We start from the raw sequence: 20,941 nt of genomic DNA on the forward strand, positions 1-20,941 counted from the left end.
TCTCCTTGGAGATTGGCAGCATGCAATTCGAAGATCTGCAGGTCTGGAAGCGGTCCGCACGGCTATGTGCTGATGTCTACACAGAGTTCAAGAGCTGTCGCGACTTCGGTTTCAAGGACCAGATAACGCGGTCGGCCTTGTCGATTGCCAGCAACATCGCCGAAGGCTATGAGCGAGAGACCGAAAAGGATCGTGTCAGGTTCTTGAGCTACTCGAAGGGCTCCTGTGGCGAGCTGAGAACGCAAATCTATATTGGCATCGAGATCGGCTATATCAGCAAGCCTTTGGGTCAGAAGTGGGCTCAGGAAACGCGAGAGATTTCCAAGATGCTGCACGGCCTGATGGCCTCTTTTCGTCGCTGATCCCACTTACATCAACGCATCACGTTAACTATTGCTTTTGCTGGTTTCCTTGCAGCTTGCTCCTTGAAGCTTGCAGCTCCCACTTGCAGCTTGCTCCTTGTAGCTTGTAGCTGACCTCCCAGCCCGGAGACACCACCCCACATGACTGACCCGCAGAACCCTGGAACGAAGCCACCTTCGGTGGCAGATGACGAAATCGACCTCGGCCGCCTGTTCGGCCTGCTGCTGGACCACAAATGGCTGATCATCGCCATCACCTTTTTCTTCGCCTTGGGCGGTATCATCTATGCTCAGTTGCAGACCCCGATCTACCAGGGCGATGCGCTGGTGCAGATCGAGCGGCGCTCCAACATCAGCCCGCTGGGCGACATGGCCGAGGTGTTCGGCCAGGAGAACGAGTCCAGCACCGCCGCCGAGGTGCAGATCCTCAAGTCGCGCATGGTGCTCGGCCAGGTGGTGGATCGCATCGGGCTGGATACGGTAGTGCAGCCGCGCATGCTGCCGGTGATCGGCGAGTTCGTGCTGCGTCACGGCATCGAGCGGCCGGACGCCATGGCCGGGCAGGCGTTCGTCTGGGGGGGCGAAACCATGGAGCTCGGCCGGCTGGATGTCGAGCAGCGGTGGCGCGGCCAGCCGCTGATGCTGACCTCACTTGGCGATGGCCGCTTCCAGATTGGCCACGAGGGCCAGGTGCTGGGTCGGGGTGACGTCGGCCAGCTTCTTACCCTGGAGCGGGCGGGGATCACCGTGCGAGTGGCGGAGCTGCAGGCACCGCCCGGCGCCCAGTTCCAGCTGCTCAAGCGCAGCCGCTCTGCCGCCACCCGCAGCCTGCAGATCCGGCTCTCGGTGAACGAAGTGGGCGGCGGACGCAGCAGCACGGGCATGCTGCAGATCACCCTGACCGGCACCGAGCGCGAAGAGATTCGCCGCGCATTGAACGCCGTCACGGAAACTTTTCTCACCCAGAACGTGGAGCGCCAGTCCGCCGAGGCCCAGCAGAGCCTGGAGTTTCTGCGTGAACAGGCGCCGGAACTGCGCGCCCAGCTGGCTGAGGCCGAGGATGCCCTGAACCAGTACCGGGTTGAGATGGACAGCGTCGATCTCTCCAGCGAATCCCAGGCCGCCATCGAGCAGTTTATTGCTCTGGAGCAGCAGCTCAACGAGCTGGAGTTCCAGGAGGCCGAGCTCGCTCAGCGCTTCACACCCAACCACCCCGCATACCAGACACTACTGCGCAAGAAACGCCAGCTGCAGGAAGAGCGCGCCCAGCTCAACGAGCGGGTCAACGAGCTGCCCGCCGCTCAGCAGGAAGTGGTGCGCCTGACCCGCGATATGGAGGTCACCCAGGCCATCTACGTCAACGTGCTCAACAAGATTCAGGAGCTGGAGGTCGCCCGCGCCGGCACCGTGGGCAACGTGCGTATCATCGACGAGGCGCTGGTCGGGGGCGCGCCCATCGAGCCCAAGAAACCGCTGATCGTGGTGCTGGCCACGCTGCTGGGCGGCATGCTCGCCGTCGGGTTGGTGCTGCTGCGCGGCCTGCTCAACCGCGGTGTGGAATCGCCGGAGCAGATCGAGGACGCCGGCCTGCCTGTCTATGCCACCGTGCCGCTCTCCGACGCCCAAAACAAACTGACCCGCCGGGTGAAGCATCGTCGTGACAAAAAGGCCACCGAGATCGCCACCGGCGTGCTGGCCCATCGAACCCCCGCCGACAATGCCGTGGAAGCGCTGCGCGGCCTGCGCACCAGCCTGCACTTCGCGATGATGGAAGCCGCCAACAACCGGCTGATGATCACCGGCCCCAGCCCGCATATCGGTAAGAGCTTCATCTCCATCAACCTGGGCGCGGTATGCGCCCATGCCGGCCAGCGCGTGCTGGTGGTCGACGCCGACATGCGCAAGGGCCATGTGCACCATGCGTTCGGCGAACGCGCCGAAGGCGGGCTCTCCGAGCTGCTCTCCGGCCAGGCCACGCACGGGAGCGTGCTGCGCCACAGCAAGATCCCCGGGCTGGACTTTGTCACGCGCGGTAAGGCCCCGCCTAACCCCTCCGAGCTGCTGATGAATGCTCGCTTTACCGATTTCCTCGAACGCGTCAGCCAGGGCTACGATCTGGTCGTCATCGACACCCCGCCGGTGCTCGCCGTGACCGACGCCGCCGTGGTCGGCAAGCAGTGCGGCACCAGTTTGATGGTCGCCCGCTTCCAGCAGAATCCCGTGAAGGAACTGCAGATCGCCAACCGCCGCCTGGAAACCGCCGGCGTCAACCTCAAAGGCGTCATCCTCAACGCCATGGAACGCAAAGCCGCCACCTACTACGGCTACGGCTACTACAGCTACTCGTATAAGTAGGGGCAAGGGGGCAGGTGCAATGAATCAAGGAGTCAGTAGAGGCCACCTAGCCCCACCTCGCGGGTCAGACGCCCGGCGGCGGGCACTCCGCCAACACCCCGCACCTCCATAACCCTTGCAGGGTAGCGGGGTCTGACCCAAGAGTGTCTGGAGACAACCGCCATCAGGGCTTCCAACCATGAGTCAGTTCCCCGTCATCACCCACCACGGCGGCCATACCGGCGTCACCGGCAGCTGCCACCGCCTGCAGATCAGCGAGGACCTCGCGCTGCTGGTCGATTGCGGCCTCTTCCAGGGCGAGGATGCCGACCGCGCGCTCAGCACCCTCGAGCAGCACTGCGTGACCTTCCCGGTCGACGATGTGCTGGCGCTGGTCGTCACCCATGTCCACATCGACCATATCGGCCGGCTGCCGTATCTGCTCGCCGCCGGCTACCAGGGGCCGATCCTCTGCTCAGTGCCCTCGGCGCGCCTGCTGCCACTGGTGATCGAGGACGCTCTGAAGATCGGCTTCACCCGCGACCGGGCCTTGATCGAGCGTTTCCTCGAAGAGGTGGAAGGCCGCCTGGTGCCGCTGGACTACAACCACTGGCACACCCTGGTCGACGATGACCGCCACCGAGTGCGTGTTCGCCTAAAGCGCGCCGGGCATATTCTCGGCTCGGCCTATGTTGAAGTGGATAGTGAGGAAGTGGACAGCCTGGATCACCAGAGCGGCCAGGCCCAGCGCACGGTGTTCTCTGGCGATCTCGGCGCTCCCCATTCGCCGTTGCTGCCGGCGCCCGAGCCGCCCGAGCGCGCCGATGTGCTGGTGCTCGAAAGCACCTATGGCGATCGTCTGCATGAGGATCGCACCACTCGCCAGCTGCGCCTCAAAGCCGCCATCGACCACGCCCTGGCCGACGGCGGCACGGTGATCATCCCGGCCTTCAGCGTCGGTCGCACCCAAGAGCTGCTCTACGAGCTGGAAGGGCTGATCCATGACGCCGAAGACGCGCGCTGGCAGGACATCGAGATCATCGTCGACTCGCCCCTGGCCGCGCGTTTCACCGCCGTCTATCGCGAACTCAAGCCCTGGTGGGACGCCGAAGCCCAGGCGCGGCGGGACGGCGGCCGCCACCCGCTGGCCTTCGACAACCTCTACACCGTCGATAGCCACGACGAGCACCAGCAGACCGTCGACTACCTGGCAGGCAATCACCGCCCCGCGGTGGTCATCGCCGCAAGCGGCATGTGCGCCGGCGGTCGGGTGGTCAACTACCTGAAGCGCATGCTCGATGACCCGCGCCACGACGTGCTCTTCATCGGCTACCAGGCCGTCGGCACCCCCGGCCGCGACATCCAACGCTACGGCCCCCGCGGCGGCTGGGTGGAACTCGACGGCCAGCGCATCGACATCCGCGCCCAAATCGACACCATCGGCGGCTACTCCGCCCACGCCGATCAAGCCGACCTGCTGCGTTTCATTCAAGGCATGGCAGAGCCGCCCCACGAGATCCGCCTCGTCCACGGCGACCCTGGCGCCAAGCAGGCCCTCGAAGCCGAGATCCACGCCTGGGCCGCCGCCTCGGGCCACCATGTTCAGATAATAAGTTAGAGTTATCGCAATTCTGCTTGAAAATGATGGGATTACGTAGGCCGGATAAGCCGAAGGCGCATCCGGCTTGACGACGGTATCCTCTCCAAGCCCGGTGCGCTATCGCTTACCGTGCCTACGGGATTGGGTGCCAGTGGCTATCTAGGTAACGAAGCGGGGGCTTCAATACATGCCAGTTTTGCCAAAAAGGTAACGAATGAATCTTGAGCGGCAGACGGGCCTCTCCCGGCAGGATCTCGAACTCATCGGGGAGGCGGCTGAAAACCAGCCTGCCATAGAATGCCTGGTGCTCTTCGGCTCACGCGCCAAAGGAACTCATCGGCAAGGTTCCCGACGTCGATCTGGTGGTACAGGGTAATAACGTGACCGACGCCATCGTTGTTGCGTTTAGCGATACGCTCAACGAGGAACTGCCTCTACCCTATCTTTTTGATGTGATTAACGACAACACCTTGGTCAATAATGACCTGATCGAGCATATCAGCCGTGTCGGCATCAAACTCTATGAAAAAAACCCCATGTGACCCCATGAGTGCATAAGACGACAAACCATGCGTTTAAGCGAAAGGCAACGCGAGCAGATCCGGCAAATCGTCGGCGAAGAAGCCGGCTCGGAGGCGATAGTAAAGCTGTTTGGTTCCAGGCTCGACGACCACGCCAAGGGTAGCGATGTCGATCTGATGGGGGAAATCGACTCTGCGGTGCAGCATCCGGCAGAACTCGCCGCTAGACTCAGTTCGCGAATCAGTCGCGCACTGCATGGCCGCAAGGTTGATGTCTTGATCAGTGCCGCGAATCTTAGCCACTTGCCGATTCACGATATCGCGCGCGAGCAAGGAATTGCCTTATGAACGCCCATGACGCCGAACGGCTCTTGTTTCTGCAATGGGTGGTCACCAAAGAGATCAGGCACCTGAACTACTCGTCCAAACGGGTTTTCGATGAGCCATTTACGGTAGAGCGAGCAAAACGATTCGCGGACGATGAAGCGCTTGCCGAAAAGGTCGAAGCCTTCACCAGCCGCTTCAGTAGCCTGCAAGATACGGTAGGCGACAAACTACTGCCTGCCTGGCTTACGGCGCTTGGAGAAAAACCGGCGCCGCCATCGACAACCTCGATAAGGCAGAAAAACTGGGCCTCTTGAAGTCAGCCGTCAAATGGCTCGAGATCAGGCAGCTTCGCAGCCAGATGGTGCACGAGTACATCTAGGCGCCAGAGATTCTTGCCAATGCCTTGGAAGCAGCCAACCGCTATCAGCCCGAATTGATTGGCTTCGCTAAAGCGATGCTGGATGACATTAGCATTAGAGACTTCATCTAGCTTGACGGTGGGGGCCCCATGATTGTGTGACCCATGAATGCATTGAGCATCGTGCGGAGTTTTTGGAAGACTGGGCGCTGGGTGCCGGTACGTGCTACTCTGCACTTGTCTTGTAACACATGGAGAGGCAGTCCATGAGCGATGCAACCTTCACCTTCCGTGTCGATGACGCGCTCAAAGCCGAATTTACCCAAGCGGCCAAGGCCAAAGACAGGACAGGGGCGCAGCTCCTTCGGGACTTCATGAGAGACTACGTCCGCCAGCAGCAGGAAGCAGCCGAGCATGACGCCTGGTTCCGTCGTGAGGTTCAGATCGGTATTGACTCGGCCAATGCCGGAAACCTGATTCCTGCCGCCGACGTCGAAGCCGAAGCGGCTGAATGGCGTGCTGAAACACGACGTAAGTTGATTGATTCCGCGTCATGAATCTGGTTTGGACACCTTCGGCACATCTCGACCGGAAGAAAATCTGTGAATACATAGCACAAGACAACCCCGCCGCTGCGCTGGCGCTCGATGAACTCTTTTCGGAGAATGCCAGCCGCTTGGTCGATCATCCCGACCTCGGCAGGCCCGGTCGCGTCAGTGGTACCCGTGAACTGACAGCCCATCAGAATTACATCCTGATCTATGCTGTGAGCGGGGATACCGTGCGAGTTCTGCGTTTATTGCATGCGGCGCGCCAGTGGCCACCTTCCCGAGAGCCTTAGCCCGAAAATTGCACCGGGCATGAAAAAAGCGGCTGAAAGTCGGTTATAATTCAAGGGTCTAGACAAGAATTAACCGGATCAGCCGCCATGACAAAATGTACCATGCCCTCCGCCTCTTTTCCACGCTGCAAAGGCCGTCAGATCGTCGCCAGCTTCGATGGCGGTGATGTCACCTCCGACGGCGGTATCCTGCTGTTGCGTCAGCTCGATCGTGAGATGGGACTGATACGCGCCATCGCTCGCCGGCTGAGCGATGAGCGTGATCCTCAGCGCTGCCTGCACCGCACGGACACCCTGGTCCGCCAGCGCGTCTTCGGCCTGGCGCTGGGCTACGAGGATCTCAACGATCATCACGCGCTGCGCCATGACATCGCGCTGCAAACCGCTATCGACACCGAGGGGTGCTGGCCAGCCAGTCGACCCTGTGTCGTTTCGAGCAGCAGGCCGACCGGGACTGGGCGGTCGCCATCCATGAGGAGATGGTCGAGCAGTTCATCCGTTCGTTCCGCAAGCCGCCCAAGAAGCCGCTCTACCTCGACTTCGATGCGACCGACGACCGCGTGCATGGCCAGCAGCTGGGGCGGCACTTCAACGGCTACTACGACCACTACATCTTCCTGCCGCTGTTCGTGTTCTGTGGTGACCAGCTGCTGGTCAGCTACCTGCGCCCGGCCTCGCGGGATGCCGCTTACCACGCCGGCGCCATCCTCGCCCTGCTGGTACGGCGGCTGCGCCAAGAATGGCCTGACGTGAAGATCGTATTCCGCGGCGACAGCGGCTTCTGTCGCCCACTGATCTTCAGCTGGTGCGACCGCCACGGCGTCGATTACATCATCGGCCTCGCTGGCAACAAGCGCCTGGCCAAGCTGGCCCTGGACATCGACTACGAATCGGCCATCCGCTTCGAGGCGACCTGGGAGAAGCAGCGCGTGTTCGGCTTCATCGAGTATGCCGCCGATAGCTGGAAGAAGCGCCGACGCAAGGTAATCGTCAAATCCGAGACCACGCGGCGCGGCTTCAACACCCGCTATGTGGTCACCAACCTGCGCGGTTGCAGCGCCGAATGGCTCTACGACAATCGCTACTGTGCTCGGGGCGAGATGGAAAATCGCATCAAGGAGCAACAGTTCCTGTTCTCCGACCGCACCAGTTGCCACGAGTGGTGGCCCAACCAGTACCGGCTGCTGCTCTCGGGGCTGGCCTACTTACTGCTGGAACGGCTGCGTCGGCTTTACCTCAGGGGCACCGCCTTCGCCCAGGCACAGGTCAACACCATACGCCTGAAGCTGCTGAAGATCGGCGCCGTCATCACCCGCAATACCCGCTCCATCCGGCTGATGCTGAGCAGCCAATACCCGGAACAAGACCTCTTCCTGAAGCTGGCTAACAAACTGGTGCCCGGATAACCCCGCGGCGTGCTGTCCCCGGCACAGAAAACACATGGGGGTAGGGGGAGGTGCGCCCTGAGCCCAGGAAATTGATCAAAAACTAGCCAATTTCAGGCCCTGAGTGCCATCACGCCCACCGAACCTGAAACCTGGACGCTTCTGGCCAGCCCGGTGCAATATCCGGGTTAGGCAGCCACCGAATCAACTACCTCGGCCCTTGCCCCTCGGTCCTTGCCCCTCGGCCCTGGATTTAATGAGGTGTCACCATGACGCTAACCAATGACATTGTGCAACAGATCGAGCGTTTACCTGAGCCGCTTCAGAAAGAAGTGATTGATTTCGTTGAGTTTCTTCAGAGCAAGCATTGTGTGATGCCGGATCAGTCATCCGCGGATTCCTTACTGCAACTCAAAGGGGGGCTAGAAAGTTCGATGACCTTCATCGGTGACGATGTAGAGATTCAAGAGAAGCTCCGTGATGAGTGGCAATAGATACCTTCTGGATACCAACTACATCCTTGGTCTGCTCAAGTCATCACCCAAGGTGATGGATGACATATCCAGGCGAGGTATCCTAACCAATCAGGGGGCCTACAGTGTCATTACACGGCTCGAATTGCTGGGCTATCCGGGGATCACTGACCAAGAGCACCGACTGATTCTTGAGAAACTGCAGAGACTCAGCTACTTGCCACTCACCAGGCCAATCGAAGAACAAACGATCAGATTACGTCGGACACATAGGGTCAAACTACCGGATGCCATCATCGCGGCGACATCAATGGTGCATGGTCTGGACCTGCTGACCTTCGATCAGAAACTGACTTCTATCCTGTCGGTAATGACTTCCCCATGACATTGGCATCTCAAGCTGTGCTTCTCGGCCCTCGGCCCTCGCCCCTCGAACCTCGGCCCTAAAACAACCAGATCCAAGGAAGCTCCTATGTGCGGCATCGTAGGCGGGATCGCTCAACGCGACATCACCCCCATCCTGCTGGAAGGCCTCAAGCGCCTGGAATACCGCGGATACGACTCCGCCGGGATGGCCGTGGTGCGTACCGGCGAGCTGCAGCGTGAACGCGCCCAGGGCAAGGTCGCTGAACTGGAAGCCGCGCTCACCCGGCGCCGCCTCAACGGCCGGCTGGGCATCGCCCACACCCGCTGGGCCACCCACGGCAAGCCCAGCCGCGAGAACGCCCATCCGCACCTCTCCAGCGCCAGCGTGGCGGTGGTGCACAACGGCATCATCGAGAACTTCGAGTCGCTCAAGGCGCGCCTGGAAGGGCAGGGCTACCGCTTCCACTCGGAGACCGATACGGAAGTCATCGCCCATCTCTTCGACAGCCACTACCGCGCACAGACCGAACCGCGCCACGCCCAGGAAGCCCGCGATTCCCTGCTGGCCGCCTTCCGAGCCACCCTGGCCGAACTGCACGGCGCCTACGCACTGGGCATCATCCATCGCGAGCACCCCGAACAGCTGCTCTGCGCCCGCATGGGCAGCCCGCTGGTCATCGGCGTGGGCAGCGGCGAGCACTTCATCGCCTCCGACCCTCTGGCGCTGCTCCAGGTCACCGACCGCTTCATCTACCTGGAAGAAGGCGACCACGCCCTCCTCACCGCGGCCAGTTGCGACGTCTATAGGGCAGCGAGTGACACGCCTGTTGATGACGTCACCGATCCGCATGAGCCTGAAGAGGCGGGGGTTCTTCCAGCTTCAAGCTTCCCGCTTCAAGCTCGCGAAGCGGTTCGCTTCGAACATGGTGACCAAGCCGCCAGTAAGGGCGACTACCGCCACTTCATGCTCAAGGAGATCCACGAGCAGCCCGAGGTGCTGGTCGATACCCTCGCCGACAAGCTGACCCCGGAGGGCACGCTGCTCACCGCGGTACTGGGCCCCGAGGCCGCCGAGCTGCTACCCCGGGTCAAGCAGGTGCAGATTGTGGCCTGCGGCACCAGCTATCACGCCGGCCTGGTAGCCCGCTATTGGCTCGAGAGCCTGGCGGGGCTGCCGTGCAGCGTGGAGGTGGCCAGCGAGTTCCGCTACCGCCATGTGGCGTTGCAGCCCGGTACGCTGTTCGTCACCCTCTCCCAGTCCGGCGAGACCGCCGATACCCTGGCCGCACTGCGCTTCGCCAAGTCGGCGGGGTATCTGGCCACGCTTACCATCTGCAACGTGCCGGGCAGCTCGCTGGTACGCGAGAGCCAGCTGCGGCTGATGACCCACGCCGGCCCCGAGATCGGCGTGGCCTCGACCAAGGCCTTCACCACCCAACTGGCGGTGCTCGCCTGGCTGGCGCTGGTGCTGGGGCGCGAGCAGGGCAGGCTGGATGAGGCGGAACTGGCCGAACAGATTGCCGCATTGCAGGCGCTGCCCGAGCAGCTGCGCCAGGTGCTGAAGCTCGAACCCGCCATCGCCGAGCTGGCCCACGGTTTCGCCGAGAAGCGCCATACCCTGTTCCTGGGCCGCGGCGCCCACTATCCGGTGGCCATGGAAGGCGCGCTCAAGCTCAAGGAGATCTCCTACATCCACGCCGAGGCCTACGCAGCCGGCGAGCTCAAGCACGGCCCCCTGGCGCTGGTCGACGATGCCATGCCGGTGGTCAGCGTGGCCCCCAGCGATGCGCTGCTGGAAAAGCTCAAGAGCAACCTGCAGGAAGTGCGCGCCCGCGGCGGCCGGCTGATCAACTTCGTCTGCGAGCGTGCCGGCCTGGAAGACGAAGAGGGCGTGCGCAATTTCCCGCTGCCCAAGGTCCCCGAGCTGACCGCCCCGATCCTCTACAGTGTCCCGTTGCAGCTGCTCAGCTACCACGTCGCCCTGGTCAAGGGCACCGATGTGGACAAACCGCGTAACCTGGCCAAATCCGTCACCGTCGAATAGTACCGGCTACGAGACTTGGCCCGAAGTTTTGCGCTGATTAACACTCTGGCCGCTTGGCCTTGTCGAAGCGCTACCGGCCAGAACTGAGCTACCTGCTGCTCGACGAAGGTGCCCTGGTAAATGCGCCCGAGTGGTCCGACGAGTTGCGCAATGTCGCCGCGGCGCTCTTCCGGATCGAGAAGCACCGCAGCGAACAGGACGTGGTCGACAGCCTCGGCCACTTGGCCGATTGGCTCAGCGGCCCGGAGCAGGCGAGCCTGCGGCGGGCTATCATCGTCTGGTTCTACCGGGTATTCCTGCCAAACCGCGCACCGAGCTTGGAATTCCCTGACGTAAGCGACGTTACCGACTTGCACGAGGTACACGACATGTTGGCGGCTAGTCTCTAGCCCCTCGGCCCTAGCCTCTAGCCCCTCGGCCCTAGCCCCTAGCCTCTAGCCCCTAGCCCCTAAGCCATCCCCCAAACAACGAAGTAAGGATTCAACTTCTCCTCCGGCGTGGCGTAGGAAAGAGGTCGGCCGTCGAGCGTCTCCACCCGTCCTCCGGCCTGCTCCACTACCGCCTGGGCGGCACCGGTATCCCACAGGCAGGTCGGGCCGAGGCGCGGATACACATCCGCGGCCCCCTCGGCCATCAAGCACAGCTTCAGCGAGCTGCCCATGGGCACCATGTCGGATTGCCACCGCCACCCCCGTCAAGGAAGATGTCGCCAACTTCGTCGCCTGGTATCGCGAGTTCTATGGCGTCTGATGTCATGTCAGCGGCTGCAACCGCCCAGTTTTTCGTAGTAGGGACAGGGCCAATGCTTCGGCATACCAGCTCTTCAGCGCCAATAACGCTGCTGGTGCCCAGCCAGTGTCGAGAGGTGGGGTTATACTCAATTAACACGGGATAGCGGTATGTCAGTTGTATTGCGATTGGAGGGGTTCAAGTTTTTTTTCTATTCTTCAACAACCGCCATCGTGAGCAGTTCGAGAGGGCCTGGCATGACTACTTCTCCTAAGCGCGTAACGTTTGACGAAGACAGCTTCTGGGTCGAGCTGAACGACGGGCGCACAATCGGTGTTCCGCTGGCATGGTTCCCACGGCTGCTCAATGCAGCTCCTGCACAGCGAGCCGATTACGAATTAAGTCCCTGCGGGATCCATTGGGATGCTTTGGACGAAGACATTTCCATTGAGGGGCTATTGGCTGGACGAGGCGATATGACCCACCGTCGCCAGCATGTCGCCTGAACTGGATATTTCCCCAGAAACACTCGACCCTGACACTCCTTAGCGCTAGGCGCTGTGCGCTAGGCTCTAGTGGTTTTCCTTGCCCCTCGGCCCTTTGCCCCTCGTCCCTCGTCCCTCGGCCCTTGCCCCTCGTCCCTTGCCGGTCGGCATCGGTGAAGCCCAGGTCGCGGTTAAGGCCGTGGCGGACGTTGTCGCCATCCAGCTTCTCCACCCGATTGGCAATGGTCGACTTGCCGGCACCGGAGAGCCCCGTGAACCACAGCACCGCCGGCTTCTGCCCCTTGGTGAGGGCGCGCGCCTGCTTGTCGATATCCACGTGCTGCATATGGATGTTCTGGCTGCGGCGCAGGGCGAAGTGCAGCATGCCGGCGCCCACGGTGTTGTGGGTCATCCGGTCGATCAAGATAAAGCCGCCGGTGTCCTGACTCTCCCGGTAGGGGTCGAAGGCCACCGGCTTGTTCAGGCTCAGCGTGCACACGCCGATGGCGTTGAGGTCCAGCTGCTTGGCCGCCACGTGCTCCAGGGTATTGACGTTCACCTGGTACTTGATGTCGGTGACCGTGGCCGACACCGTCTGAGTGCCCAGCTTCATCAGATAGGGGCGGCCCGGCAGCAGCGGCTGGTCGTGCATCCATACCAGGGTGGTCTCGAACTGATCGGCGGTCTGGGCCGGCTGCTCGATGCCGGAGATCACATCCCCCCGGGAGATATCGATCTCGTCGTTGAGCAGCAGGGTGATCGACTGGCCGGCCACCGCCTCCTCGAGATCGCCGTCCCAGGTGTAGATGCGCTTGACGCTGCTGCTCTTGCCGGAAGGCTGCACGCGAATCGCGTCGCCCGGCTTCACTGACCCGCTGCCGACCATGCCGGTAAAGCCGCGGAAATCCAGATTCGGGCGGTTGACCCACTGCACCGGCATGCGGAAGGAACCGCGCTGCAGGCGCTCGTCGTCCACCTCCACGGTCTCCAGGTAGGCCATCAGCGTGGGGCCGTGGTACCAGGGCAGATGATCGCCATGCACCACCACGTTATCGCCCTTGAGCGCCGACATCGGGATGAACGTAATGTCTTCGAGCCCCAGCTGCTTGGCGAACGCCCGGTATTCTTCGACGATCTGGTCGAAGCGCGCCTTGGAGTAGTCCACCAGGTCCATCTTGTTGATGGCGACCACCACGTGGCGCATGCCGATCAGCGACATCATCAAGACCGGCTTGCCGGTGTCCCTGGCCTACTCCGTCACCGTGCTCCTTCTCACGCCGGTCGTGTTTCCGTTTTAGACGGGATAGCCCGTGGCTTATAGGAAATCACTGACAATAGCGGTGTCTGGCCGGGTCGCGCATAGAAGCAAGCGGCGGGCCGTGTTAGCATCCGATCGTCGATATCGAAGCTAACTTTGCCTCTAGCACTCTTTAGATCAAGGTATTACGAAAAGACGACAATAGCGGTCCGTTTGAATGACGGTGCTGTAAAAACCCTGCCGCCCCCGTCAAGGAAGATGTCGCCAACTTCGTCGCCTGGTATCGCGACTGCTACCAGGTCTAACGCTTCTTGTGGACTCCCAGAGCCGCTGTGTGATCTCATGACCAAGCATCACGACCACAGCTACAAGCTGCTGTTCTCGCACAAGACCATGGTGAAGGACCTGCTCACTGGCTTCGTCAAGGAAGCCTGGGTCGAGCAGCTGGATTTCAGCCGGATGGAGAAGGTGAGCGGCTCCTACGTCACCGACGAGCTGCGCGACCGTGAAGACGATATGATCTGGCGGATCTGGTGGCGCGACCGTTGGCTTTATGTCTATCTCCTGCTCGAGTTCCAGTCGAGCGTCGACAAGCACATGGCCGTGCGGGTCATGAGCTATCTGGGGTTGCTTTACCAGGACCTGATTCGCCAGGACGCCTTCACGCCCAGTGGCAAGCTGCCGCCAGTACTTCCCATCGTGCTCTATAATGGTGAGCAGCGCTGGACAGCGGCACAAAATGTCGCGGACCTTGTCGAATCGGTACCCGGTGGCCTGGAGCGATACCGTCCGCAGCTGAGCTATCTGCTGCTTGATGAGGGTGCCCTGGTCAATGCGCCCGAGTGGTCCGACGAGATGCGCAATGTCGCCGCGGCGCTCTTCCGGATCGAGAAGCACCGTAGCGAACAGGACGTGGTCGACAGCCTCGGCCACTTGGCCGACTGGCTCAGCGGCCCGGAGCAAGCCAGCCTACGGCGGGCTATCATCGTCTGGTTCTACCGCGTATTCTTGCCGAACCGCGCGCCGAGCCTGGAATTCCCCGACGTCAGCGACGTTACCGACTTGCACGAGGTACACGACATGTTGGCAGAACGTATCAAGAAATGGCCGGAACAGTGGGAAGCACGAGGCCATGAGAAAGGTCTCCACGAAGGCCGCCAGGAAGGCCGCCACGAAGGTGTAGAAGGCACACTTCGCAAGCAGATCGAGCTGAAATTCGGCGGTGTTCCCGCCTGGGCCGATGAGCGCCTGGCACACGCCAGTGACCAACAGCTTGATACCTGGGTCGCCAGGATCCTCACCGCCGACAGCCTCGATAACCTGTTCGCGGAAGAGTAAACCTCGGAATCACCTACTATTCTTCGGAACTTATACTCCTTTGCGCTGAGCCCTTGTGGTTTTCCTTGGCCCTTGGCCCTCGGCCCTCGGCCCTCACCCCTAACCCCAAACAACGAAGTGCGGGTTTAAGTTCTCTTCCGGCGTGGCGTAGGAAAGGGGTCGGCCGTCGAGGGTCTCCACCCGTCCTCCGGCCTGCTCCACCACCGCCTGGGCGGCACCGGTGTCCCACAGGCAGGTCGGGCCAAGGCGCGGGTACACATCCGCGGCCCCCTCGGCCACCAGGCACAGCTTCAGCGAACTGCCCATGGGCACCATGTCGTGGCTACCGAGTTGCTCCAGCCACGCGGCGAGGTCCGGGCTCGGGTGGGAGCGACTGCCCACCACGCGCCAGCTGGCGCCCTCGGCAGGCTTACCGGCCACGTGAATCGGCTGCCGTTTACCTTCCTCCGCCACCTTGAAGGCGCCCACGCCCTCGGCGGCCAGATAGGAGACCTCAAGCGCCGGGGCCACCACCACCCCCAGCACCGGCCGGCCGTTCTCGATCAGGGCGATATTGACGGTGAACTCGCCGTTGCGCTTGATGAACTCCTTGGTGCCATCCAGCGGGTCCACCAGCCAGTAGCGGCCGTTGGCGTCGGCGCCGCTAAAGCCCCCGGCGTCCTCCTCGGAGAGCACCGGAATGCCCTCCGGCAGCGCCGCAAGGCCAGCCACGATCACCTCATGGGCCGCCTTGTCCGCCTCGGTAAGCGGGCTCTTGTCGTCCTTCTCCTCCACGGAGAAATCGCGGGCGTAAACGGCCATGATCGCCGCGCCAGCCTCCTTGGCGAGGGCGTGGGTCTGGTCTAGCAAGGTTGCAAGATTCATGTGGATTCCTTTTGTATCGCCACCGGGGTCAGACCCTTACAAGCCGGCTTAGCACGTGGTTTCGCTCTGAGCCGTTTAAGCGTCCTTCGACACGCTCTGCGGCTGAAGTTCCTGCAGGGAAGTCAGGCGATCAGATCATCGCTCTCGTCACGCGGCAACTCGACGATCGCGTCTGCCGCTTCTTCCTCGCTCATCCGGGTGGTATCCAGGCGCAGCTCCGGGGTTTCCGGGGCTTCGTAGGCGGAGTCGATGCCGGTGAAGTTCTTCAGCTCGCCGCGGCGGGCCTTCTTGTAGAGCCCCTTGGGGTCGCGGTCTTCGGCGATTTCCAGCGGGGTATCCACGAAGATCTCGATGAATTCGCCGTCGTCTATCAGGTCCCGGGCTAGCTGGCGCTCGCTGCGAAACGGCGAGATGAAGGCGGTGAGCACGATCAGGCCGGCGTCCACCATCAGCTTGGCGACCTCGCCCACGCGGCGGATGTTCTCGACCCGGTCGGCATCGGTGAAGCCCAGGTCGCGGTTGAGGCCGTGGCGCACGTTGTCGCCATCCAGCAGGTAGGTGTGCTGGCCGGCAGCGTGCAGCGTCTTCTCCACCAGGTTGGCGATGGTCGACTTGCCGGCACCGGAGAGCCCCGTGAACCACAGCACCGCCGGCTTCTGCCCCTTGGTGAGGGCGCGCGCCTGCTTGTCGATATCCACGTGCTGCATATGGATGTTCTGGCTGCGGCGCAGGGCGAAGTGCAGCATGCCGGCGCCCACGGTGTTGTGGGTCATCCGGTCGATCAGGATGAAGCCGCCGGTGTCCTGACTCTCCCGGTAGGGGTCGAAGGCCACCGGCTTGTTCAGGCTCAGCGTGCACACGCCGATGGCGTTGAGGTCCAGCTGCTTGGCCGCCACGTGCTCCAGGGTATTGACGTTCACCTGGTACTTGATGTCGGTGACCGTGGCCGACACCGTCTGGGTGCCCAGCTTCATCAGGTAGGGGCGGCCCGGCAGCAGCGGCTGGTCGTGCATCCACACCAGGGTGGTCTCGAACTGATCGGCCGTCTGAGCCGGCTGCTCGATGCCGGAGATCACATCGCCCCGGGAGATATCGATCTCGTCGTTGAGCAGCAGTGTGATCGACTGGCCGGCCACCGCCTCCTCGAGATCCCCGTCCCAGGTGTAGATGCGCTTCACGCTGCTGCTCTTGCCGGAAGGCTGCACGCGAATCGCGTCGCCCGGCTTCACGGACCCGCTGCCGACCATGCCGGTAAAGCCGCGGAAATCCAGGTTGGGGCGGTTGACCCACTGCACCGGCATGCGGAAGGGGCCGCGCTGCAGGCGCTCATCGTCCACCTCCACCGTCTCCAGGTAGGCCATCAGGGTGGGGCCGTGGTACCAGGGCATGTGCGTCGCCATGCGTCGATGACGTTATCGCCCTTCAGCGCCGACATGGGGATAAAGGTAATGTTCTCGAGGCCCAGCTGCTTGGCGAACGCCCGGTACTCTTCGACGATCTGGTCGAAGCGCGCCTTCGAGTAGTCCACCAGGTCCATCTTGTTGATGGCGACCACCACGTGGCGCATGCCGATCAGCGACATCAGGAAGCTGTGGCGGCGGGTCTGGGTCAGAATGCCGAGACGGGCGTCCACCATCAGGATGGCGGCGTCCGCGGTGGAGGCGCCGGTGACCATGTTGCGGGTGTACTGCTCGTGCCCCGGGGTGTCGGCGACAATGAACTTGCGCTTGTCGGTGGAGAAGTAGCGGTAGGCCACATCGATGGTGATGCCCTGTTCCCGCTCCGCCGCCAGGCCGTCCACCAGCAGGGCGAAGTCGATATCGCCGCCCTGGGTGCCGAACTTCTTCGAGTCCGCCTCGATGGCGGCCAGCTGATCCTCGAACAGCAGCTTGGACTCGAACAGCAACCGCCCGATCAGGGTGCTCTTGCCATCGTCCACGCTGCCGCAGGTGATGAAGCGCAGCAAGCCCTTGTGCTCGTGGGACTCGAGGTAAGCGGCGATATCGCCGGCGATCATGATCCGATGACGTGCGCCATTAGAAGTATCCTTCCTGCTTTTTCTTTTCCATGGAAGCGGCACTATCGTGGTCGATCACGCGGCCCTGGCGTTCTGAGGTCTTGGTCAGCAGCATTTCCTGGATGATCGCCGGCAGCGTATCCGCCTCGGACTCGATGGCGCCGGTGAGCGGGTAGCAGCCCAGTGTCCGGAAGCGCACCTTGCGCATCATCGGCACCTCGCCCGGCTTCAGCGGCATGCGCTCATCGTCGACCATGATCAGGGTGCCGTCGCGCTCCACCACGGGGCGCTCGGCGGAGTAGTAGAGGGGCACGATGGGGATGTTCTGCAGGTAGATGTACTGCCAGATATCCAGCTCGGTCCAGTTGGAGATCGGAAAGACGCGGATCGACTCGCCCTTGTGCTTGTGGGTGTTGAAGAGCTTCCAGAGCTCCGGGCGCTGATTCTTGGGATCCCACTGGTGCTGGGCGGTGCGGAAGGAGAAGATGCGCTCCTTGGCGCGCGACTTCTCCTCGTCGCGGCGCGCCCCGCCGAAGGCAGCATCGAAACCGTACTTGTCCAGCGCCTGCTTGAGGCCCTCGGTTTTCATCACATCGGTATGGATCGCCGAGCCGTGGGTGAAGGGGTTGATGTCCTTGTCCACGCCTTCCGGGTTGATGTGCACGATCAGGTCCATGCCGATCTCCTCGGCCATCTTGTCGCGGAACTCGTACATGGCCCGGAACTTCCAGCGCGTATCGATGTGCATCAGCGGGAAGGGCGGCGGCCCCGGCGCGAACGCCTTGCGCGCCAGATGCAGCATCACCGCGCTGTCCTTGCCCACCGAGTAGAGCATCACCGGATTCTCGGTCTCCGCGACCACCTCGCGCATGATCTGGATGCTTTCGGCTTCAAGCCGTTGCAGATGGGTGAGTGTCATCGTCGTCTATCCATGCAAAGGAAAATTTGGGGTCAGACCCCTCAGCGAACTTTGGGGTCTGACCCCAAGGCAAGGTTCGGCGGTACGTTGATCAGGTGTAACGCGGGGTGATCCGCCAGCCAGTCCTGGATCTCTGGGCTGGCCTGAAAGGCAGCGCCGTGAAACACCAGCACGACCGGCTTGCCGTTTGCCTGGTCGAGCAGCCGCTCGAAGAGCTGCAGATAGTCCTCGGCCAGGAGCGGGGCGGCAAGAATCCGGGTGTAGAGAGCGCCGCGCTTGCCGTGAAGGTAGAGCTGGTAACGGAGTTGATCGGGCGCTCCCTGGGCCTTGGGGTGTGCGATTCGAACGCCGCCCTGCCAGGCGCTGCCGTTGGCTTGCTTCACCTGCTCTTGCACCGGCGCCACCTGTTGGCGGTACCAGCGGCCCGGCTGGCCGCGGCGCCTGGTCGGTGCCTCCAGCGCCAAGGGGGCGGGCTTCAGGTCTTGTTGCACTAGCCAGTGGTCGATGGCCCGAGGAGAGACGCCGGGGGCATCGCCTGTCTGAAGCGCTTCGGCCAGCAGCTGGCGGGTCCAGCCCGGTGAGGGCGGCGGGGGCAGGGTGGTCAGCAACTCCCGGAGCCGCGCCTGCTGCTCGGCTTCCAGCACGTTGGCCTGCCCGACCTTCCGCCCGCGAGGCTTGAGCGGCACCGCCTCCCAGCCGCCCTCGCGAAAGGCCTTCCACGCCGCCGAAACAGTCGGGGCGGAGAGCCCTGTTCGCCGGCCTACCTCGGCCACGGTATGGCCATCCAGGCGTAGGCGCACCGCTTCCAGGCGGCGCTCACTGAGCATTTCGGGCGAAAAAGCTTTAGTGGTCAAGTAAGCTATAACCTATTGAAATTGATAGGCAGAGCGTGTGTTTTCGGCGTCTTGTCTGGATCCTGATCGACATTATCATAAAAGCCTGCGTAGAATCCTACAAGCGATGCGATTGACGACAAGGATGGCCCGGTCATGCTCACTTGGGGGGTTCTGCTTTCGATTGCCGGCCTGCTGGCCGTGCTGATCTCGGGTCGGGTGCGGCCCGCCCTGGCGTTTGTTGGCCTGGCCGCGGCCTACTTGCTGCTGGGGCTGGTGGATACCGCCACGCTCCTGGCCCAGTACACCAACCCGGCCCTGGCCACGCTGTTGCTGCTGCTGCTCGTGTCGCTGGCGCTTGAACGAACCCCGTTGCTGGACTGGCTATCCCAGCGGCTGCTGAGTGGCCCTGAAAAGGCGGCCACCGCCAAGCTGATGGGTGCCAGCGCCGTACTCTCGGCGTTTCTCAACAACACCGCGGTGGTGGCGGCCTTTCTGGGCGCCGTATCGCGGCAGAAGCGCATTGCCCCCTCGCGGCTGCTGATCCCGCTCTCCTATGCCTCGATCCTCGGCGGTATGACCACCCTGGTGGGTACCTCCACCAACCTGGTGGTCAGCTCCTTCGCGCTGAACAGCACCGGTCAAGAGCTGGGCATGTTCCAGTTCAGCCTGGTAGGCGTGCCGGTGGCGCTGGTCACCTTCGTGGTGCTGCTGTGGCGTGCCCGCTCGCTCCCGCACCATCGGCCCGAAGCCACCGAGGATAAGTTGGCCTACTTCCTGGCCGCCGACCTGCAGGCGGATTCGCCGCTGGTTGGGAAGAGCATCGAAGCCAACCACCTGCGCAGCCTGGATGGCCTCTACCTGTTGGAGATCGAGCGGGAGGGTCGGCTAATCAGCCCCGTGGGGCCGGAAGAGATTCTTCACGCCCACGATACGCTGGTGTTTACCGGCGAAGTGGGCAAGGTGCAGGCGCTGCAGCGCTTTCCGGGCCTTACGCTGTTTGGCCATCAAGCCAATGACCTCCTGGCCACCAACCTGGTGGAGGTGGTGGTTTCCCACGAGTCGGAACTGACCGGGCAGACGCTGCAGGACGTGGATTTCCGCAGCATGTTCAATGCCGGCGTGGTGGGCATTCGCCGCGGCGGCCGGCGCCTGGAAGGCCAGCTGGGCAAGATTCCGCTGCGGGTGGGGGATTGCCTGCTGATGGCGGTGGGCAGCGACTTTCGCCAGCACCGCAATCTCGACCGCAACTTTCATCTGCTCAGCGGCAGCTTCAAGCGCCCCCAGCTCAGCCGCGTGGAGAGCGGGCCTGACCCTGGCCGGCTTCGCCAGCGTGATCGGCCTGGCCGCCCTGGAGTGGCTGCCGCTCTTTCACGGCCTGCTGCTGCTGATGGCCGGGCTTTTGGCCGGCCGAGTGCTGAGCCCGGCCGAGCTGCGTCGCCGCTTCCCCTTCGAGCTGTGGATGATCATCGGCTCGGCCCTGGCCATCGCCCAGGGGCTGGAGAATTCCGGCGCGGCCGACCTGCTCGCCGCTGGCATGCAGGCGCTGTTCAGCGGCCACGGCGTCTATGCGGCCTTTATCGGCTGCTACCTGCTCACGCTGCTGCTCACCGAAACCGTGACCAACAACGCCGCGGCGGCGCTGGCCTTCCCGGTCGCCTGGACCACCGCCCAGGCCTTCGGCGTCGACCCCATGCCGTTCATCATGGCGGTGGCCTACGGCGCCAGCGCCTGCTTCCTGATTCCCTACGGCTACCAGACCCACCTGATGGTCTACTCGCCCGGCCGTTACCGCATCAGCGACTTCCTCAAGGTGGGCCTGCCGGTCAGCCTGACCTACTCGGCCGGTGTGCTGGTGCTCACGCCCGTGGTGTTTCCGTTCTAGCA

18 protein-coding genes and 5 pseudogenes are annotated in these 20,941 nt (G+C 62.7%); 17 read left to right on the forward strand and 6 right to left on the reverse strand.

What is annotated here, in order from left to right:
- Positions 1 to 20 precede the first annotated feature (20 nt).
- The 13 genes and pseudogenes from U5L98_RS07795 (at position 21) to U5L98_RS07855 (ending at position 11,000) form a co-directional block, all read left to right on the forward strand.
- Positions 21 to 362, forward strand: coding sequence for a four helix bundle protein (locus U5L98_RS07795; protein ID WP_322557749.1), 342 nt, complete (start codon positions 21 to 23; stop codon positions 360 to 362).
- Between the two features lie 180 nt (positions 363 to 542).
- Positions 543 to 2,717: a polysaccharide biosynthesis tyrosine autokinase gene (locus tag U5L98_RS07800; protein ID WP_322557750.1), complete on the forward strand. Its 2,175-nt coding sequence runs from the start codon at positions 543 to 545 to the stop codon at positions 2,715 to 2,717.
- Between the two features lie 178 nt (positions 2,718 to 2,895).
- Complete coding sequence (locus U5L98_RS07805) at positions 2,896 to 4,314, forward strand: MBL fold metallo-hydrolase (protein ID WP_322557751.1); 1,419 nt, start codon at positions 2,896 to 2,898, stop codon at positions 4,312 to 4,314.
- A 362-nt stretch (positions 4,315 to 4,676) separates the two neighbouring features.
- Positions 4,677 to 4,838, forward strand: a complete 162-nt coding sequence (locus U5L98_RS07810; protein WP_322557752.1) for a hypothetical protein — start codon at positions 4,677 to 4,679, stop codon at positions 4,836 to 4,838.
- A 27-nt stretch (positions 4,839 to 4,865) separates the two neighbouring features.
- The gene (locus U5L98_RS07815; protein WP_322557753.1) at positions 4,866 to 5,165 is read left to right on the forward strand and encodes a nucleotidyltransferase domain-containing protein; all 300 of its coding nucleotides are present in this window, start codon (positions 4,866 to 4,868) and stop codon (positions 5,163 to 5,165) included.
- On the forward strand, positions 5,162 to 5,458 hold the full coding sequence (locus U5L98_RS07820) for a hypothetical protein (RefSeq protein WP_322557754.1): 297 nt from the start codon (positions 5,162 to 5,164) through the stop codon (positions 5,456 to 5,458). The genes U5L98_RS07815 and U5L98_RS07820 overlap by 4 nt, the downstream gene beginning before the upstream one ends.
- A gap of 310 nt (positions 5,459 to 5,768) precedes the next feature.
- Positions 5,769 to 6,059 carry a hypothetical protein gene (locus tag U5L98_RS07825; RefSeq protein WP_322557755.1) on the forward strand — a complete coding sequence of 97 codons (291 nt, stop codon included), beginning with the start codon at positions 5,769 to 5,771 and terminating at the stop codon, positions 6,057 to 6,059.
- Positions 6,056 to 6,343, forward strand: a complete 288-nt coding sequence (locus U5L98_RS07830; protein ID WP_322557756.1) for a type II toxin-antitoxin system RelE/ParE family toxin — start codon at positions 6,056 to 6,058, stop codon at positions 6,341 to 6,343. Before U5L98_RS07825 ends, U5L98_RS07830 begins: the two co-directional genes overlap by 4 nt.
- 87 nt (positions 6,344 to 6,430) lie before the next feature.
- Positions 6,431 to 7,749 (forward strand): annotated as a pseudogene (locus U5L98_RS07835) (IS1380 family transposase).
- 248 nt (positions 7,750 to 7,997) lie between these two features.
- Positions 7,998 to 8,222: a DUF2281 domain-containing protein gene (locus tag U5L98_RS07840; RefSeq protein ID WP_322557757.1), complete on the forward strand. Its 225-nt coding sequence runs from the start codon at positions 7,998 to 8,000 to the stop codon at positions 8,220 to 8,222.
- Positions 8,209 to 8,586, forward strand: a complete 378-nt coding sequence (locus tag U5L98_RS07845; protein ID WP_322557889.1) for a type II toxin-antitoxin system VapC family toxin — start codon at positions 8,209 to 8,211, stop codon at positions 8,584 to 8,586. Before U5L98_RS07840 ends, U5L98_RS07845 begins: the two co-directional genes overlap by 14 nt.
- Positions 8,587 to 8,673: 87 nt before the next feature.
- Positions 8,674 to 10,611, forward strand: a complete 1,938-nt coding sequence (gene glmS / locus U5L98_RS07850; RefSeq protein WP_322557758.1) for a glutamine--fructose-6-phosphate transaminase (isomerizing) — start codon at positions 8,674 to 8,676, stop codon at positions 10,609 to 10,611.
- 59 nt (positions 10,612 to 10,670) lie between these two features.
- Complete coding sequence (locus U5L98_RS07855; RefSeq protein WP_322557759.1) at positions 10,671 to 11,000, forward strand: hypothetical protein; 330 nt, start codon at positions 10,671 to 10,673, stop codon at positions 10,998 to 11,000.
- A 59-nt stretch (positions 11,001 to 11,059) separates the two neighbouring features.
- Here U5L98_RS07855 and U5L98_RS07860 read toward each other — a convergent pair.
- Positions 11,060 to 11,281 (reverse strand): annotated as a pseudogene (locus U5L98_RS07860) (3'(2'),5'-bisphosphate nucleotidase CysQ family protein); the annotation flags it as partial.
- A gap of 316 nt (positions 11,282 to 11,597) precedes the next feature.
- Here U5L98_RS07860 and U5L98_RS07865 point away from each other — a divergent pair.
- Complete coding sequence (locus U5L98_RS07865; RefSeq protein WP_322557890.1) at positions 11,598 to 11,846, forward strand: DUF2442 domain-containing protein; 249 nt, start codon at positions 11,598 to 11,600, stop codon at positions 11,844 to 11,846.
- A gap of 148 nt (positions 11,847 to 11,994) precedes the next feature.
- On the opposite strand, the pseudogene U5L98_RS07870 reads toward U5L98_RS07865, so the two are convergent.
- Positions 11,995 to 13,047 (reverse strand): annotated as a pseudogene (locus tag U5L98_RS07870) (elongation factor 1-alpha C-terminal domain-related protein); the annotation flags it as partial.
- Positions 13,048 to 13,425: 378 nt separating this feature from the next.
- Here U5L98_RS07870 and U5L98_RS07875 point away from each other — a divergent pair.
- On the forward strand, positions 13,426 to 14,421 hold the full coding sequence (locus U5L98_RS07875) for an Rpn family recombination-promoting nuclease/putative transposase (RefSeq protein ID WP_322557760.1): 996 nt from the start codon (positions 13,426 to 13,428) through the stop codon (positions 14,419 to 14,421).
- 99 nt (positions 14,422 to 14,520) lie between these two features.
- On the opposite strand, the gene cysQ is transcribed toward U5L98_RS07875, so the two are convergent.
- The 4 genes and pseudogenes from cysQ to U5L98_RS07895 all read right to left on the reverse strand — a co-directional run bounded on the left by cysQ (position 14,521) and on the right by U5L98_RS07895 (position 19,075).
- Positions 14,521 to 15,285 carry a 3'(2'),5'-bisphosphate nucleotidase CysQ gene (cysQ, locus tag U5L98_RS07880; protein ID WP_322557761.1) on the reverse strand — a complete coding sequence of 255 codons (765 nt, stop codon included), beginning with the start codon at positions 15,283 to 15,285 and terminating at the stop codon, positions 14,521 to 14,523.
- Positions 15,286 to 15,407: 122 nt separating this feature from the next.
- Positions 15,408 to 17,302 (reverse strand): annotated as a pseudogene (gene cysN, locus U5L98_RS07885) (sulfate adenylyltransferase subunit CysN).
- Between the two features lie 19 nt (positions 17,303 to 17,321).
- Positions 17,322 to 18,221 carry a sulfate adenylyltransferase subunit CysD gene (gene cysD, locus U5L98_RS07890; RefSeq protein ID WP_322557762.1) on the reverse strand — a complete coding sequence of 300 codons (900 nt, stop codon included), beginning with the start codon at positions 18,219 to 18,221 and terminating at the stop codon, positions 17,322 to 17,324.
- Between the two features lie 41 nt (positions 18,222 to 18,262).
- Entirely contained in the window at positions 18,263 to 19,075 is an 813-nt protein-coding gene (locus U5L98_RS07895; RefSeq protein ID WP_322557763.1) for a helix-turn-helix domain-containing protein, read from the reverse strand.
- Positions 19,076 to 19,210: 135 nt separating this feature from the next.
- Here U5L98_RS07895 and U5L98_RS07900 point away from each other — a divergent pair.
- Both U5L98_RS07900 and U5L98_RS07905 read left to right on the forward strand, forming a co-directional pair.
- Positions 19,211 to 20,206: pseudogene (locus tag U5L98_RS07900) on the forward strand (SLC13 family permease); the annotation flags it as partial.
- Between the two features lie 181 nt (positions 20,207 to 20,387).
- Positions 20,388 to 20,939, forward strand: coding sequence for an SLC13 family permease (locus tag U5L98_RS07905; protein WP_416208216.1), 552 nt, complete (start codon positions 20,388 to 20,390; stop codon positions 20,937 to 20,939).
- Positions 20,940 to 20,941 lie beyond the last annotated feature (2 nt).

It is taken from the genome of Halomonas sp. (assembly GCF_034520545.1).
Classification (GTDB): domain Bacteria; phylum Pseudomonadota; class Gammaproteobacteria; order Pseudomonadales; family Halomonadaceae; genus Halomonas.

Coding starts and splice junctions, on each gene's coding strand:
- U5L98_RS07830 (WP_322557756.1), top strand. CDS start 6,056: ATGAATCTGGTTTGGACACCTTCGGCACATCTCGACCGGAAGAAAATC.
- U5L98_RS07825 (WP_322557755.1), top strand. CDS start 5,769: ATGAGCGATGCAACCTTCACCTTCCGTGTCGATGACGCGCTCAAAGCC.
- cysD (WP_322557762.1), bottom strand. CDS start 18,221: ATGACACTCACCCATCTGCAACGGCTTGAAGCCGAAAGCATCCAGATC.
- U5L98_RS07845 (WP_322557889.1), top strand. CDS start 8,209: ATGAGTGGCAATAGATACCTTCTGGATACCAACTACATCCTTGGTCTG.
- U5L98_RS07820 (WP_322557754.1), top strand. CDS start 5,162: ATGAACGCCCATGACGCCGAACGGCTCTTGTTTCTGCAATGGGTGGTC.
- U5L98_RS07865 (WP_322557890.1), top strand. CDS start 11,598: ATGACTACTTCTCCTAAGCGCGTAACGTTTGACGAAGACAGCTTCTGG.
- U5L98_RS07875 (WP_322557760.1), top strand. CDS start 13,426: ATGACCAAGCATCACGACCACAGCTACAAGCTGCTGTTCTCGCACAAG.
- U5L98_RS07815 (WP_322557753.1), top strand. CDS start 4,866: ATGCGTTTAAGCGAAAGGCAACGCGAGCAGATCCGGCAAATCGTCGGC.
- U5L98_RS07840 (WP_322557757.1), top strand. CDS start 7,998: ATGACGCTAACCAATGACATTGTGCAACAGATCGAGCGTTTACCTGAG.
- glmS (WP_322557758.1), top strand. CDS start 8,674: ATGTGCGGCATCGTAGGCGGGATCGCTCAACGCGACATCACCCCCATC.
- U5L98_RS07795 (WP_322557749.1), top strand. CDS start 21: ATGCAATTCGAAGATCTGCAGGTCTGGAAGCGGTCCGCACGGCTATGT.
- cysQ (WP_322557761.1), bottom strand. CDS start 15,285: ATGAATCTTGCAACCTTGCTAGACCAGACCCACGCCCTCGCCAAGGAG.
- U5L98_RS07805 (WP_322557751.1), top strand. CDS start 2,896: ATGAGTCAGTTCCCCGTCATCACCCACCACGGCGGCCATACCGGCGTC.